Annotated in this window: 14 protein-coding genes and 2 pseudogenes; 4 read left to right on the top strand and 12 right to left on the bottom strand. The window is 61.9% G+C overall.

Annotated features, from left to right (window positions below; genetic code table 11):
* Nucleotides 1-19 precede the first annotated feature (19 nt).
* From P3T24_RS01595 to P3T24_RS01570, 6 genes and pseudogenes are all read right to left on the bottom strand, one after another.
* Nucleotides 20-889, bottom strand: a complete 870-nt coding sequence (locus P3T24_RS01595) for a cytochrome c oxidase assembly protein (protein ID WP_429431808.1) — start codon at nt 887-889, stop codon at nt 20-22.
* A 126-nt stretch (nt 890-1,015) separates the two neighbouring features.
* Entirely contained in the window at nt 1,016-1,324 is a 309-nt protein-coding gene (locus P3T24_RS01590) for a DUF3876 domain-containing protein (RefSeq protein WP_429431805.1), read from the bottom strand.
* Between the two features lie 36 nt (nt 1,325-1,360).
* On the bottom strand, nt 1,361-1,744 hold the full coding sequence (locus P3T24_RS01585; RefSeq protein WP_429431802.1) for a hypothetical protein: 384 nt from the start codon (nt 1,742-1,744) through the stop codon (nt 1,361-1,363).
* 63 nt (nt 1,745-1,807) lie between these two features.
* A complete protein-coding gene (locus P3T24_RS01580; protein WP_429408098.1) occupies nt 1,808-2,176 on the bottom strand; it encodes a nuclear transport factor 2 family protein in 369 nt (122 codons plus the stop codon).
* A gap of 203 nt (nt 2,177-2,379) precedes the next feature.
* Entirely contained in the window at nt 2,380-2,781 is a 402-nt protein-coding gene (locus tag P3T24_RS01575) for a type II toxin-antitoxin system HicB family antitoxin (protein ID WP_074269019.1), read from the bottom strand.
* Between the two features lie 56 nt (nt 2,782-2,837).
* Nucleotides 2,838-3,019 (bottom strand): annotated as a pseudogene (locus P3T24_RS01570) (type II toxin-antitoxin system HicA family toxin).
* A 167-nt stretch (nt 3,020-3,186) separates the two neighbouring features.
* On the opposite strand from P3T24_RS01570, the gene P3T24_RS01565 reads away from it, so the two are divergent.
* From P3T24_RS01565 to flhC, 4 genes are all read left to right on the top strand, one after another.
* Complete coding sequence (locus P3T24_RS01565) at nt 3,187-4,080, top strand: helix-turn-helix domain-containing protein (RefSeq protein ID WP_429431799.1); 894 nt, start codon at nt 3,187-3,189, stop codon at nt 4,078-4,080.
* Between the two features lie 70 nt (nt 4,081-4,150).
* On the top strand, nt 4,151-4,678 hold the full coding sequence (locus P3T24_RS01560) for a GNAT family N-acetyltransferase (protein ID WP_429431796.1): 528 nt from the start codon (nt 4,151-4,153) through the stop codon (nt 4,676-4,678).
* Between the two features lie 745 nt (nt 4,679-5,423).
* Entirely contained in the window at nt 5,424-5,744 is a 321-nt protein-coding gene (gene flhD / locus P3T24_RS01555) for a flagellar transcriptional regulator FlhD (RefSeq protein ID WP_074269023.1), read from the top strand.
* 14 nt (nt 5,745-5,758) lie between these two features.
* A complete protein-coding gene (flhC, locus tag P3T24_RS01550) occupies nt 5,759-6,349 on the top strand; it encodes a flagellar transcriptional regulator FlhC (RefSeq protein ID WP_074269024.1) in 591 nt (196 codons plus the stop codon).
* 235 nt (nt 6,350-6,584) lie between these two features.
* Here the strand turns inward: flhC and P3T24_RS01545 are convergent, their stop codons facing one another.
* From P3T24_RS01545 to P3T24_RS01520, 6 genes and pseudogenes are all read right to left on the bottom strand, one after another.
* Nucleotides 6,585-7,913: an Nramp family divalent metal transporter gene (locus tag P3T24_RS01545; protein ID WP_429431793.1), complete on the bottom strand. Its 1,329-nt coding sequence runs from the start codon at nt 7,911-7,913 to the stop codon at nt 6,585-6,587.
* A 61-nt stretch (nt 7,914-7,974) separates the two neighbouring features.
* Entirely contained in the window at nt 7,975-9,177 is a 1,203-nt protein-coding gene (locus P3T24_RS01540; RefSeq protein WP_429431790.1) for an acyl-CoA dehydrogenase family protein, read from the bottom strand.
* A gap of 34 nt (nt 9,178-9,211) precedes the next feature.
* Nucleotides 9,212-9,868 carry a methionine ABC transporter permease gene (locus P3T24_RS01535; protein WP_429431787.1) on the bottom strand — a complete coding sequence of 219 codons (657 nt, stop codon included), beginning with the start codon at nt 9,866-9,868 and terminating at the stop codon, nt 9,212-9,214.
* Entirely contained in the window at nt 9,861-11,072 is a 1,212-nt protein-coding gene (locus tag P3T24_RS01530) for a methionine ABC transporter ATP-binding protein (RefSeq protein ID WP_429431784.1), read from the bottom strand. Before P3T24_RS01530 ends, P3T24_RS01535 begins: the two co-directional genes overlap by 8 nt.
* 53 nt (nt 11,073-11,125) lie before the next feature.
* Nucleotides 11,126-11,842 (bottom strand): annotated as a pseudogene (locus P3T24_RS01525) (MetQ/NlpA family ABC transporter substrate-binding protein); the annotation flags it as partial.
* 472 nt (nt 11,843-12,314) lie between these two features.
* Nucleotides 12,315-13,919 (bottom strand): efflux transporter outer membrane subunit, encoded by a 1,605-nt coding sequence (locus P3T24_RS01520; protein WP_429431781.1) that lies wholly within the window; start codon nt 13,917-13,919, stop codon nt 12,315-12,317.
* Nucleotides 13,920-13,926: the final 7 nt, after the last annotated feature.

Genomic DNA, 13,926 nt, shown 5'->3' with positions numbered 1-13,926 from the left:
CGCACGGCAACCCGACTGATCAGCTTCCTGCCTGCAGTGCCGGCTTCGCTCTTGCCCCGCCCCGCCTCGCCCTCGGCGGCACGCGCGACGGCAAGGTGGACAGACGCATCACGTGACGCAGCGCCATCATCGCGCCGATCGCTTCGAGCACCCCGGCGGGCACCCACATGATGAGGCCGCCGAGGCTCTGATCGAGCGCGGGCGGAACGGACGTGAACGCGCGGCCGCAGAGCGTGAACACCGGATAAAGGTCATGCGAGGAAAAGGTGATGATGGCGCCCACGAGGATCTGCGGCGTCATGGTGATCACCGGAGACAGCACCCGCAGGCCCGGGCGCGTGCGGCTCGGCGGACTCGGCCGGTGATCGAGCAGCATCCACCAGTACAGCAGGCCGCTCACCGCGACCGACCAGTTCATGAACGTGTAGATGCGCCAGTCGAGCATCGCGACAAACTGGACGGACGGAATCAGCCAGAACACCACGGAAACGACGAAAGCGATAGAGATAAAGGCGGAATTGAACAACACGGCCGCAACGATCCGCACGGGCTTCAGACGCTGCCAACGCCGCAGCGCGCTGCGCCAGCGCAGCGGCAAACCGGCGCGCAGCACACTGCCCGGATACGAAGCCATCAGGATCAGAGGAGCCAGGTGATGCAGCACGAGATGCTGGAGCCGGTGCACGAAGAACTGGTGCTCGGCGTAGTAGTCGAGGCGTGTGTGTAGCGCAATATAGAACAGCACGAGTCCGATCCAGAACGCCCCCCGCCGGGCAAAGCTGACGCGGATGTGGCGCGAACCGCGCGCATACAGCACCGCGACGGCAACGAACACGGCGACGAGCACAAACGACGGCTCCCACGGATCAAGCAGACTAATGAGCGACATGGCGGATTCGACGGTAACGGCAGGGTGCGTCCGGACCTGGCGTCCGAGGCGGCGGGTTACATGTTAGCAGGTGCTACCCGGATGCCGTGCAGGCGCGGTCTGATAGGCACTATGCGCCGCAAAACCTCACTTGACCCGGCTGAATGTCGCCGAGCCGGTCATGGTCGGCAAGATGATCGTGTCGTGCTGCTTGTCGTAGGGGATGCTTTCAATACGGCCAGTCGATTCGACCTCCAGCACGCCGTCCCGGTAGACGGCAGATGCCACCCCGGGCCTGACACTGCCACCACTGGTGTTGGCGATGACAAAGCCATCGTCATTACGGCTGATCTCGACGCTTTCGCGGCCCTTGGTGCTCTGCCACTTACCGACGAATTCGTCGCCTTCCTTGTTGCCGCAACCACCGAGCACGGCAAGTGTGACGGCGGCTAACATCACTACACAACCCCGTATCATGTACTCCCCCTCTATTTATGATCGTTTCGCCGCCCGATCAGGCACACCTGCGCCGGGTGGCGACGAGGCAGGCTGATCCGCGCGAACGCTCGTCCACAGAAGCCAGTCGCGTGCGGTGGGCAAACGGTCAGTCATTTTATCGTGAAGCCGGCGACCCCGAGCCCCCGCCACTCTTCTTTGACCGCTAAACCAGCGCAGCCAGCCCACCAGTCCCAGCAACACCAGACCCGCACCGCCTAACACGGGCTCGCGCCATGCCAGCAATGCGGTGAAGGTGAACGCCCGCGCGCCGGCCAACAGCGCGAAGCCGGCAATGGCGATGCTGACTGCGTCGAGGGTGCCGAGCACCCGTTCGAACGCGAGTGTCACCGCAAATCCTGCGGCACGATGCTCGCGCATGATCGTCTCCTTGAAAGTGGGAAGGTGGAGGCCTGAGTTGGCCTCAGCTGTTTTTGATTGGACTCAGGCCGCGCCCGGCGTCGCGTCGAGAAAACCCGTTACGGCCTGCAACCGTCCGGCCGGATCGATCACGCCAAAATCCGAGCCCTTCACGATCGGCGTGCCATCGGGCGTGGTCAGCTCCCACGAAAAACGCAGACGGTCGGCGAAGCCGTCGACATCCGTGGTGCGGCGGAAGGTATGGCGCGGAAAGCGTTCGTGGACCGCGCGAATCATCGCGTCGATTCCGTCATGACCGTTGCCGGCGAGTAGCGGATCCAGATACGCGGCATCCGTGCTCCACGTCGCGGCGATCAGTTCGCGGCGGCTGACCGCGTCTGTTTCATTCCACGCCGCGAAATAGCGGTCGATCAGATCGGTATGTGCGTTCATCACAGACTCCTTCAGTAGCTTGGCTGAGCGCGACGCCTGGCAAACAGTGCGTTTGGGGCGGGCTCGGACTGAAGGATCGGTGACCGGGTGCGGGGAGTCGATTACCTGGGAGGTAACGTTGCTGGCTAACGAAAGACGGCCCGCCAAAGCGGGCCGTCACTTAACGCTATTCCAGCAGCGCGCGAACCAAGCGATCCGCGCCATCATTGGTGGGCCAACGCTTCCAGCGCTGCGCGCGCGAGGAATCCGCTGCGGGTTTCGTGACGCGCCTCGACGTAGGCGTCGATCTTATGCAAAACAAAGCGCGGCAGGCTGATGTTGATCCTCTCTGGCTTCGAGTCGAGCTTCGACAGATCGACGCTGACCAGCGCCCAGATTGCCCCACAGTATTCAGGCTGTGCGGCCAGTTCTTCCACGGTCGAGCAAGTGAAACCGACCTCTTCACCGAGCTCTATTAGCGTCGAAACGTGACCCACAATGGCCTCTTTTGCGTTTCTGATTGCGTCATCGATGGTGTCGCCCCAGGAGTGGACGCCCGGAATATCCGGAACAGTCACGCCGTAGACGCTCCCATCGTCCTTATGGACAGCGATGGGAAATTCCATTTCCGTTCCTTTGCAGTCAATGTTCTCCGACATCCTGAGCCGGCAAAAACCGCCGGTCAAACAAGACCAGCGGTCTTCAGGATGCTCTTCGCCGTCCCGATCGGCAGATCCTTCTTAGGGTGCGGAACCGTCACAAGGCCCTTCCTTTCAGGGTGTTTGAAGTGGTGATGACTACCGGTAATTCGCACCAGTTTCCAGCCATCTTCTCGAGCATCCGGATTAGCTTTGATGAATTCATCTGGCCTCCGCATGTCTCGTGTGTAATTTTACACACGACTCCGCGCCGCGCAAAGGAAAGTGTGTAGTTGTGTGTTCGGGAGGCGCCGGAGTTGTCTGACTGCTTTCCCCCAATTCACTTACCTCCCAGGTAATGGAATCCCGCCGCGCCCTGGCTATGATTCCCCCATGAGCACTCTCTCCCTCCCCCAAGCCGGCCCGTCGGGTCCAGCGTCGGCCAGCCGCACCGTCGGCGAACTGCTGCGCGACTGGCGGCAGCGGCGCCGCATGAGCCAGTTGCTGCTCGCGGCGGAAGCCGACATCTCGACCCGTCATCTGAGCTTCGTCGAATCGGGCCGCGCCCTGCCGAGCCGCGAAATGGTGATGCACCTCGCCGAACGTCTCGACGTTCCGCTGCGTGCCCGTAACATGCTGCTGGTGGCGGCCGGCTATGCGCCGCTGTTTCGCGAGCGTCCCTTGACCGACCCGCAACTGACGGCCGCGCGGGAGGCAGTGGAACTGGTGCTGAAGGGACACGAACCCTATCCGGCGCTCGCAATCGACCGGCATTGGACCATCGTCACCGCCAACCGCGCGCTCGCCCCACTGCTCGGCGCAGCGAGCGAAGCTCTGCTGGCGCCGCCCGTCAACGCGCTGCGCCTCAGCCTGCATCCGGACGGGATCGCCTCGTCTATTGTTAACTGGCACGCCTGGCGCGCACATGTGCTAGTGCGGCTGCAACGGCAGATCGACGTCAGTGGCGACGAAGCGCTCGTGGCCCTGCGCGACGAACTTGCCGGCTATCCCACGCCGCCGGGCGCGGAAAGCCCGGAAGCGGACAGCAACGCCACCCTCAATCAGATCGCCGTGCCGCTGCGTCTGCGCACGCCGCTGGGCGTGCTGTCGTTTTTCAGCACCACGACCGTGTTCGGGACGCCGGTGGATGTCACGCTCTCCGAACTCGCGATCGAGGCATTCTTTCCGGCCGATCCGCAGACCGCCGCGGCCTTGCGCGCATACGCAGAAGATCAGGCACAAGGTCCGGCCACAGCGGCGTCGAACGACACCGCTAGCAATCCCTGAAGCCCGCCCCCTGTGGGCAGTCGCACCGTTACCATGCAAAGCCCACTCGAGCCCCCACGGAGAAACACGCATGGAGCACGCCCCGCTGATCCGGCAACTCAACCTCGCCGATCTCAACGCTTTCTTCCAGTTACGCCTGCGCGGTCTGCAGGCGCACCCGGAGGCGTTCGGTACGAGCCATCAGGCGGCGCTCGAGAAAGGCCCGGGGCAATACGAGGCAATCCTGCAAGGCACTCAGGCGGCTGACGGCAATTTCATACTCGGCGCGTTCGCCACGCCGGAGCTCGAGTTGATCGGCACGGTCGGGCTCAGACGCGAGCCGCGGGTCAAGGAGCGGCACAAGGCGGTGGTGGTCGGTATGTATGTCGCGCCTGAGGCCGCCGGCCGCGGCGTCGGCCGTGCGCTGCTGGGCGACCTGCTCGCGCGCTGCGAACGCATCGAGGGTCTGCGGCAAATCCAGCTAGTTGTTACAAAACAGAACGAAGCGGCGCGCCATCTATATGAATCGCTCGGATTTCGCTGTTACGGCCGGGAAGTCGACGCGCTCCGCATCGACGGGGTATTTCACGACGCCGACCTGATGGCGCGCCTCATCTGAGGCCACGGGCAACCCGCGGGAAGTTGTAACGTTCGATTTGTCTAATCGATTTGACCAATCCCGGCCTGGTGTAAGGCAGATTCCGAGGCTGTCGGGCCGATCGCGGCTTCGTCAACCGCCCGGCTCTTACAGCGCCCGGTGGCGCCCATCCGGATCCAGCAGAATCTCGTTGCCCATACCTCTGACCGAACGTTCGGACGGAACCGGTAACTCTCCCCACCCACTCGTTACATTTGCCGCCGAGTTTGTAACTGGCTCTCCCGCAATGTGTTACATCCGCTTTTGTCCCCCAAACTTCGTTCCAGTAAGTAGTTATTACTGCATTTTGTCGCTTTCTTTCTTTTAGCTTTCTGTTTGAAGCGCCTATTAGCGTTATTACCGAGATTCAAACGGATTTCCTCAGACCATTCCGACAAGCCCCATTCCGCAAGGCCTGTGGCGGCTCAGACACGGTCTGCACATGCTCCAGAACCCTCGCTGCAGCCTATATTACGGCTCCGTGAAAGAGTTACCGAAAATTGTTGTATTTTTGTGAGATATTTTTTTGAGAAGGTATTGATTTCCTGAAATGCACTTCATACAATTGCTTCCAAGGTGTTACGAGTTGTAACACCTTGTATCAAACAGTCAGGACACGTTTCAAGTCGTAAATGTCGCCGGAGGTCACCAGTGTCCGGCGAGGGTACAAAAAGCATAACGGCGCAAAAAAGCCGACATAGCAATTCGGGGCTTCGGAAACACAAAAATGGACCGTAGCAGCGAGACGCGGGAATCGATCCGCGAAATCAATTTGTCTTACATCATGCTCGCACAACGTATGTTGCGCGAGGACAAACCCATCGGGATGTTCCGATTGGGCCTGTCGTCGGAACTGGCCGATTTGCTTGCCGGGCTGTCGCTCGCGCAAATCGTCAAACTGGCCTCTTCCGACCAGCTTTTGTGCTTCTTCCGCTTCAACGACCACTCGATGTTGTCGGCGTTGACGCAAACGACAAAGCACGCAGAGGTATCGCCGACTCATGCGGCTATCTTGCTGGCCGGCCAGCCAGCAGAGCAATTCGCTTAACCGGAGTGACTGCGATGCTCAAGCGAAGCCTGACGGAAGATGCACAAGAAGTATTCCGCGCAATCGCGCTGATCGAACTCGGTGCACGCATGCAAGTGCTCGAGAGCGAATTGACGCTGTCGCGCGACCGCATGATTCGCCTCTACCGTGAGGTGAAGGGTGTTTCGCCACCCAAGGGAATGCTGCCGTTCTCGGCGGACTGGTATATGACGTGGCTCGCGAACATTCATGCTTCGCTGTTCTACAACACGTACCTGTTCCTGAAGAACGAAGCGCGTTGCTCGCATCTGGATGCGCTGACCAAGGGTTACCGCCTGTATCTGGAACACTGCAAACACAGTGAAACGGAACCGGTGCTGGACCTGACGCGTGCGTGGACGCTGGTGCGTTTCTTCGACGCCAAGATCCTGCAACTCACACCGTGCTGCCGTTGCACGGGCAAGTTTGTCGCGCACAAGCACGATCTGCAGCACAACGTAGTATGTGGCGCCTGCCAGCCGCCGTCGCGCGCCGGCAAGACCAAGAAAGCCGCTGCTGCAGCCAAACTGGAAGCGCAAGAAGCTTTGGAAGCAATGGAAGCTACGCAGATCGCGGAAGCTGCCTGACCCGACTGATTTCCGGTCGGTTTGTTTTGTACCGATTTTTTGTGCCGGCTATCCGGCTGACGGTTCATCCTGCTGCATATCCAGCAGATTCGAACCTCGCCTTCGCATCCGGCATCATTGTGTCGACCAGAGGCCGTTACAACCTCTGGTAGCGCATCTCATCCGGTTTTTCGCCGCATCTCATCTACTTTGTTACACGTCACACGATCTCCCGATCGCGCGGAAACGTGCGTGCTCAGCTGATCCATCCCACCGTTTGCACCACCAGCCACAGGTTCGCGGCCGTGATCACGACGAACAGCGCCCACGCGAGCAGCCGGGTCGGCGGACGATTGGCAAACTCGCCCATCAGCGAACGATCGTTAGTCATACGGATCAACGGATAAAGCGCGAACGGCAACTGCAGGCTCAATACCACCTGACTTGCGACCAGCAGCGTGCCGACCGCGCCGTTGCCGAGCGTCTGCACGCCGATCAGGGCCGGGATCAGCGCCAGCGCGCGGGTAATGAAGCGGCGCTGCCAGCACGGGATCTTCAGCTTGAGAAAGCCTTCCATGATCACCTGCCCGGCGACGGTGCCGGTAAACGTCGAGCTTTGCCCGGACGCGAGCAGCGTGATGGCGAACAGCACGGCCGCGAAACCCGTACCGACGATCGGCGCAAGCAGCCGGTAAGCATCTTCGATTTCCGTGACCTGGTTGTGCCCGGTCGCATTGAATGCAGCGGCGGCGAGAATCAGGATCGCCGCGTTGATCAGCAGCGCGATCACCAGCGAGACGATCGTATCGAGGCGCGACAGACCAATGGCCGAGGCGATACTGCGCGAATCGCGCTTTACGGCGCGCGTTTGCACGATGGACGAATGCAGATACAGATTGTGCGGCATCACGGTCGCCCCGAGGATGCCGATGGAGAGATAGAGCGGTTCGCGCGTGCTGATGGCGTGCCACGAAGGCACGAGCCCTGCCATCACCGAGGGCCAGTGCGGATGCACGAGCACCAGTTGCACGATATAACCAACGCCGATCGTGACGATCAGCCCAAGAATGATGGCCTCGAGGTCGCGGAAATTTTTTCCCTTCAGACCGAGCACGATCAGCGTATCGAACGCGGTCAAAATCACGCCGGTGGTCAGGGAGCACTTGAACAGCAGATGAAACGCGAGCGCGCCGCCGAGCACTTCGGCAAGATCGCAAGCGATGATCGACACCTCGGCCAGCAGCCATTGGACCCGGGCGATGGCCGGCGAGTAGCGGCTACGCGACAGTTGCGCGAGATCCTGGCCGGTGGCGATGCCAAGCCGCATGCTGAGGCACTGCAGCGCCATTGCCGCGAGACTGGACAGCACCACCACGAACAGCAAGCTGTAACCGTAACGCGAGCCGGCTTCGATATCGGTGGCCCAGTTGCCCGGGTCCATGTAGCCGATTGAAATCAGCAGGCCTGGGCCGGCGAACTGCATGATCCGCTTCCAGAGCGGCGCACCCTGCGCGACGGCGACGGTTCCCTGGACTTCGGACGGACAGAACGGCGCAGTGGCCGTAGTCGGTAAATTAAATGGCAAGCCGGCGACCTCTTGAGATTGACGTAGCAACGGCACCCGCCAACGGGCGCCGCAGTCGACCTCAAGTGTACAAAGAAACGTCCGGCAATGTGCCGCTAAGCGCGTAACGACCGACGTCGCGCACCCGGTAGTCGAGCGGATCGTGCAGCGTATGGACGCGAGCATTGCGCCAGAAGCGGTCGAGCGCGAGCGGCGCATGTGTGGCGCGCGCACCGCACGCATCGAACAGGTTCTGGCTCACCTCAAGGGCGGCCCGGTGCGCGAGAATCTTCGCTTCGGACGTGGCCAACGCAACCCGGCCGCGCTCTTCGGCGTTGAGTTCGGCGCCTTTGTTCCAGGCGTCGTCGAGGGCCCGCGCGGCGCGTTCCGCCAACGCCTCGGCACTGACTGTCTGCAAACGCATCTCGCCGAATCGTGCGATCAGGTAGGGATCGTCCGTGGCCTTGTCGACGCCGGAGGTAATCCAGGGCCGTCCATTTTTGTTCACGTATTGACGCGCTTCCTCAAGCGCGCCCTGCGCAATGCCGACGAACAGGTTCGTCAACACCAGTTGCGACACCAGTGTGCGCAGCGTGGCGTGCGGTGTAGGCGGTGTTTCCGAGCGGTGCAGCACTTCTTCCGCCTCGACCTTCACGTTCGCAAACGACACGCTGCCGCTATCGGTCTGCCGCTGACCGATCGGGTCCCAATCTTCGTTGACGGTGATGCCATCGCGCGTCGTCGGTATGACTGCGAAAATCGGCTTGCCGGTCTGCGGGTCGTGCGCCGATACGGTCATCATCTGCGAGCCGCGCGTACCGGAGCAGAAGCCCTTCTGTCCGTTGAGACGGAAACCGCCGTCGGCCGTTGCGCTTGCAACCAGTCGCGTGTCGAGCGGATTGACGGCATTGCCCCACCACCAGCGGCCCTCGACGGTGCCACGCAGATAGCGCGCCCGTTGCGCCGGATTGCCCCACACATCGACGCTCACCACCTGCAGGCACTGAAAGCCCAGCAGATGCGCGAGCGCGCTATCGACGCGCGCAATCGAACGGATCGTTTCGTAGACTTTGGGCCACGCCGCGCCAGTACCGCCGAATTCGCGCGGCACGGCTATCGTCAGCAGACCTGCCTCGGCAATCCACTGTTTCTCCTGTGCCGCGTGACCGCCCTGGCGGTCACGCTCCGCTGCGCTCGCGCGCAACGCTTCCAGCAGGCTCGACAGACCGTGTGGCACCGATGACGCCTGCGGGTCACGCGCCGCGGGATGGTCCAACTCGTTCATGCAAACTCCAAACCAGGTGTCGGATACCTGTGCATTATGCGCGATGACCGAGCCGACGCACAAAGCGGTCGCCGACGAACTGCACGGCCGTGACAATAACAATCAGCAGAATGATGACCGTCACCATTACCGTGGTATCGAAGCGCTGATAGCCGTAGCGAATCGCGAGATCGCCAAGACCGCCGGCGCCGACCGCACCGGCCATCGCCGACGAACCAATCATCGCGACTATCGTGATCGTGAAGCCGCCGAGAATGCCAGGCAGTGCTTCCGGCAGCAGCACATGCCAGATGATATGACGGCGCTGCGCGCCCATCGCCTGCGCCGCTTCGATCAGACCGCGATCGACCTCGCGCAGGCTCACTTCCGCGACACGCGCGAAAAAAGGAATCGCGGCGATGCTGAGCGGCACGATGGCTGCCCACACTCCAATCGTAGTACCAACGAGTAGACGCGTGAGCGGCAGCAAGGCGACCAGCAGGATGATGAACGGCGTCGAGCGGAATGCGTTGACGAGCGCGCCTAGCGTCGTGTTGACCGAGCGCCGCTCAAAGATGCCGCCGCGCGTGGTGGTCACCAGCACGAGCGCCAGCGGGATGCCGACCAACAGCGCAACCACGGCGGACACGCCGACCATCACGAGCGTGTCGCGAATCGCTCCGGCCAGTTCGGAGAGCCATATATCAGACATAACCGAGCACCTCCACGTGATTGGCATGCCGCCGTGCGCGTTCTACGAGAGCGGCAATCTGCGCGCGGACAGCGGGCGTGTCGGCACCGCGATCGCCGTGTGCACCATGTGCGCCATCGCCCAACTCCGGGACCGCTGCCGCAGCAGGAATCTGCGCGGTCACCACAAGGCGTCCTTGCGCATGCCCTTGAATCCGGTCGATGCAGCCGTGCACGAAGCTCACGCGGCCACCGTCCACACTCAAAGCGTGAGCGAGCGCGCCGAGATCTGGTTCGCGTTCGTCCGCGCCGGTAAAGCGCACGTCGAGCAGGACCCGCGCTTCGCCCGCCGTCACCTCATGTAAAGGCTTCACACGCGCGGCGAGATCCGCCGGAAGATCGTGCACCAGCGTGCGCAGCAGCGCGCGGGTTGCGTCGTGCTGCGGCGAGCCGAACACTTGCCACACCGGCCCCGTCTCCACCACCTCGCCGCGCTCGATCACGGCCACCGTATCGCAAACCTCGCGGATCACCTCCATCTCATGCGTAATAAGGATGATCGTCAGCCCAAGGCGCCGGTTGATATCGCGCAGCAGCGCCAGAATCGCCTGAGTCGTTTCGGGATCGAGCGCCGAGGTTGCCTCGTCGCACAGCAGAATATCGGGGTCGTGTACCAGCGCGCGAGCAATCCCCACGCGCTGCTTTTGCCCTCCCGACAGACTCGCCGGATAGGCATTACGCTTCTCGGAGAGTCCGACCAGTTCGAGCAGCGCATCGACCTTACGCTCGATCGCGGCCTTCGGGGCACCCGCGATCTTCAGCGGCAAGCCGATGTTCTCACGCACCGTCTTGGCCGAGAGCAGGTTGAAATGCTGGAACACCATGCCCGTGCGGCGCCGCAAGGCCACGAGGCCGCGCTCATCCAGTTCGCCCACGCTGACGCCATTTACGCTAACCGTGCCGGACGTAGGTTTTTCCAGACCGTTGACGAGCCGCAGCAACGTCGACTTTCCCGCGCCGCTGCGACCGATGATGCCGAACACCTCGCCGCGCGCCACCTGCAATTGCACATCGGCGAGCGCCGGGGCCGTACCGGGCGAGTTGCCGAACACCTTGCCGATCCGGTCGAATACCACCGCCGGGCCTTGCGCCTCGGGCGATGCGGGACGTGCGGACCAGGCCGGCGCGGCCGCGATAAAACCGGGCGTGTCGATCAAAGAAGGCATCGTATCGGTCCTTGCTAAAGCTTTAAATCACGAGCGGCCGCAGGCCGAAGCGATTACCACGCAACCGCGTAGAGATTGCCGAACGCCTTGTCGAGCTCAGCGCGCACTTGCGGCGAGTGCTGATAGATCGAAATGAACTTGAGAATACGCGGATCGTTTGCGCTTTCCGGACGCACGACAAACTGGATCGCGAAGATCTTGTTTTCGACGCCATCGAACAGCAAGGCGCTATTCGGGTCCGCGGTGCCGGCGAGCTTGATGAAGCTTGGATAACCTTCGGCCAGATCCACGTCGTCAAGCGAGCGCGCCAGTTGCGACGCTTCGAGCTGGACGATCTTCAGATGCTTGGGGTTGTCGACAATGTCGAGCGTCGTTGCGCGATAGTCGACGCCCGGCTTCAGTTTGATAAGCCCAGCACGCTGCAGCAACAGCAGTCCACGGCCACCGTTCACTGGATCATTGGCAATCGCGACGGTGGCGCCGTCCTTCAGCTGACCGAAGCTTTTGACCTTCTTCGAATACAGGCCGATCTTCATGATCGTGCCGGGGGCAATCGCCACGAAGTTATAGCCGCCCTGCTTCTTCGCATTCTCCAGAAACGGAATGTGCTGGAAGTAGTTGACGTCGATATCCTTGTTGGCGAGCGCCGCGTTCGGTGTATTCCAGTCGGTGAACTCAATGATCTTCACATCGAGCCCTTGCGCCTTGGCTTCACGCGCCGCCTCCTGCAAAGCCCCGATTTGGGGCGTTGTGGCGATGCCGATTGTTAGCGTCGGCGTATCGGCGGCTTGGGCGCTCGACGCGGCAACCGCAAACGTCAACGCCACCATGACGACACCGCTCAAGCGCACAAACGACGCGCGCGGTGCAAGCAACAGCCGGCGCAAGTTGTAAACAGAAAAGCTCATGACGGACCCGTTCAATGAAGTGTTTGCCTGGCGCAAGCGAACGCTGCAGCGTGCATCAATGCATGCTGCAGGTAAGCGGATAGCAGGATCAGAGCCGCTGACGCAGCTCGAAAGGCGTGACGCGCAGAAGGATCAGCGCGGACAACGGTACGGTTGACAGGTCATCGCCTCTCTCCAGATGAGGTGCGAATCATGATAGACGCCACGCAGACGGCGGTCTACGAAGCGATTTTGGAAAGGAAATCGCGCCAGGCGATATACAAAAGGGGCTGAGCGCGCTGCTCAGCCCCTCGATGCACTAGTACTCGTGTTACCAACCACCAAGGCTAGGCCATTACTGCTTTGCCAGCTGTTGTGGCGCATCCTTCACAGCGGCAACAACGGCGGGGGCAGCAGCAGGAGCAGTGGAACTCGCATCTGCCGTACCTGCACCACCCGGCGCAGCCGCCACCGGCACACCGGAAGCCGCAACATCCGAACCCCAACCGCCACCCAGCGCACGAATCAGGTTCACCGTCGACACCGCCTGCGTGCCTTCCAGATGGGTCGCCTGCAACTGCGTCTGCAGAACCTGCCGTTCGCTGTCGATCACATCCAGGTAGCTCACCTGTCCTTCCTGATACTGCGTTTGCGACAGATGCGAAGCCCGCTGCGATGCGTTGACCGCATCGTTTTGCGCCTGAATCTGATCGTCTAGCAGGCGCAGATCGGAGAGGTTGTCTTCGACTTCCTTGAACGCCTCCAGCACCTGCTGACGATACTGCGCCACGTCTTCGTCATACTTGCCGCGCGCCTGAGCGAGGTTCGCCTTGCGACGGCCGCCGTCGAACAGCGGCACCGTCAAGGCAGTACCCGCCAACGGCCCGAGCAGGAACGTGCGGCTCGACCACATGAACAGATCGCCCAACGTGGCCGATTCGAACCCAGCCGCACCGGTGATATCGAGCTTCGGGAAAAACGCCGATTTCGCCAGCCCGACTCGCGCATTGGCCGCAGCCATCGCACGCTCAGCCGCCGCCACGTCAGGACGACGTTCGAGCAACGCAGAAGGCAGCCCCGGCGGCACGCGTGCAGCCACCGGCACAAGCGGCGTTTCTGGGAACGAGAAGTTCGCCGGCGCCTTGCCGAGCAAAATAGCGAGGCTATGCTCGGACGCGGCACGCTGCCGGGCGATGCCCACCGCATCCGCACGTGCGCTCGCCAGTTCGTTACGCGCCTGCGCCAGATCCAGTTCGCTGATGTCGCCTTCGTTGAAACGCCGCTGGATCAGCTTGAGCGTGTTCTCACGCAACGCTACCGTCTGACGGTACAGATCCTGATCCGTATCGAGCTCACGCAACTGGAAGTAGTTCTGCGCAACATCAGCCTGCAGTGCAAGCTGCACCGAACGGAACAATGCTTCGCTCTGCTGCGCATCTGCCTGAGTCGCATTCACGTTCGAACCAACCCGGCCGAACAGATCCGCCTCGTACGACGCGGTGCCTTGCGCGCGCCACAGCGTCGTGGTCTCAGAGCCATTGCTCTGCGGCAGGAACTGCGAAGCCGCTGACGCGGTTTCGCGCGTCGGCCCAAAGCCCGCATCGAACTTAGGGAACCAGTCGGAACGTGCCGCCTGCAACGACGCCCGCGACTGCTGCACGCGTGCCGCCGCTGCCTTCAGATCCTGGTTGGCCGCTGCGGCCTGCTCTTCCAGATCGTTCAACTTGGGGTCGCCAAAAATCTGCCACCATTCGCCGCGATGCGCGTCGTCAGCCGGCTGAGCCGGCTTCCACGTGCCCGCATCCTGCGGCGCGATAGTCGGCGCTTCCTTGAACGCCGCCGACGTGTCGACATCGAGACGCTTATAGGTCGGCTCGACCGAGCAGGCGGCGAGCAGCGCCAGCAGCAGACCGCTCGCTGCAGCGCGGCCCCAACCGCTCAAAGACTGATATTGCTTCATTATTGTT

Source organism: Paraburkholderia sp. GAS33 (genome assembly GCF_050436645.1).
GTDB lineage: Bacteria > Pseudomonadota > Gammaproteobacteria > Burkholderiales > Burkholderiaceae > Paraburkholderia > Paraburkholderia phenazinium_B.
The sequence above is the reverse complement of the archived record's forward strand: the minus strand, read 5'-3'. Positions and strand labels throughout refer to the sequence as shown.

What these genes read in the sequence shown, in the direction of transcription:
- P3T24_RS01595 (WP_429431808.1), bottom strand. Translation starts at nt 889, where the DNA reads ATGTCGCTCATTAGTCTGCTTGATCCGTGGGAGCCGTCGTTTGTGCTC.
- P3T24_RS01590 (WP_429431805.1), bottom strand. Translation starts at nt 1,324, where the DNA reads ATGTTAGCCGCCGTCACACTTGCCGTGCTCGGTGGTTGCGGCAACAAG.
- P3T24_RS01585 (WP_429431802.1), bottom strand. Translation starts at nt 1,744, where the DNA reads ATGCGCGAGCATCGTGCCGCAGGATTTGCGGTGACACTCGCGTTCGAA.
- P3T24_RS01580 (WP_429408098.1), bottom strand. Translation starts at nt 2,176, where the DNA reads ATGAACGCACATACCGATCTGATCGACCGCTATTTCGCGGCGTGGAAT.
- P3T24_RS01575 (WP_074269019.1), bottom strand. Translation starts at nt 2,781, where the DNA reads ATGGAATTTCCCATCGCTGTCCATAAGGACGATGGGAGCGTCTACGGC.
- P3T24_RS01565 (WP_429431799.1), top strand. Translation starts at nt 3,187, where the DNA reads ATGAGCACTCTCTCCCTCCCCCAAGCCGGCCCGTCGGGTCCAGCGTCG.
- P3T24_RS01560 (WP_429431796.1), top strand. Translation starts at nt 4,151, where the DNA reads ATGGAGCACGCCCCGCTGATCCGGCAACTCAACCTCGCCGATCTCAAC.
- flhD (WP_074269023.1), top strand. Translation starts at nt 5,424, where the DNA reads ATGGACCGTAGCAGCGAGACGCGGGAATCGATCCGCGAAATCAATTTG.
- flhC (WP_074269024.1), top strand. Translation starts at nt 5,759, where the DNA reads ATGCTCAAGCGAAGCCTGACGGAAGATGCACAAGAAGTATTCCGCGCA.
- P3T24_RS01540 (WP_429431790.1), bottom strand. Translation starts at nt 9,177, where the DNA reads ATGAACGAGTTGGACCATCCCGCGGCGCGTGACCCGCAGGCGTCATCG.
- P3T24_RS01535 (WP_429431787.1), bottom strand. Translation starts at nt 9,868, where the DNA reads ATGTCTGATATATGGCTCTCCGAACTGGCCGGAGCGATTCGCGACACG.
- P3T24_RS01530 (WP_429431784.1), bottom strand. Translation starts at nt 11,072, where the DNA reads ATGCCTTCTTTGATCGACACGCCCGGTTTTATCGCGGCCGCGCCGGCC.
- P3T24_RS01520 (WP_429431781.1), bottom strand. Translation starts at nt 13,919, where the DNA reads ATGAAGCAATATCAGTCTTTGAGCGGTTGGGGCCGCGCTGCAGCGAGC.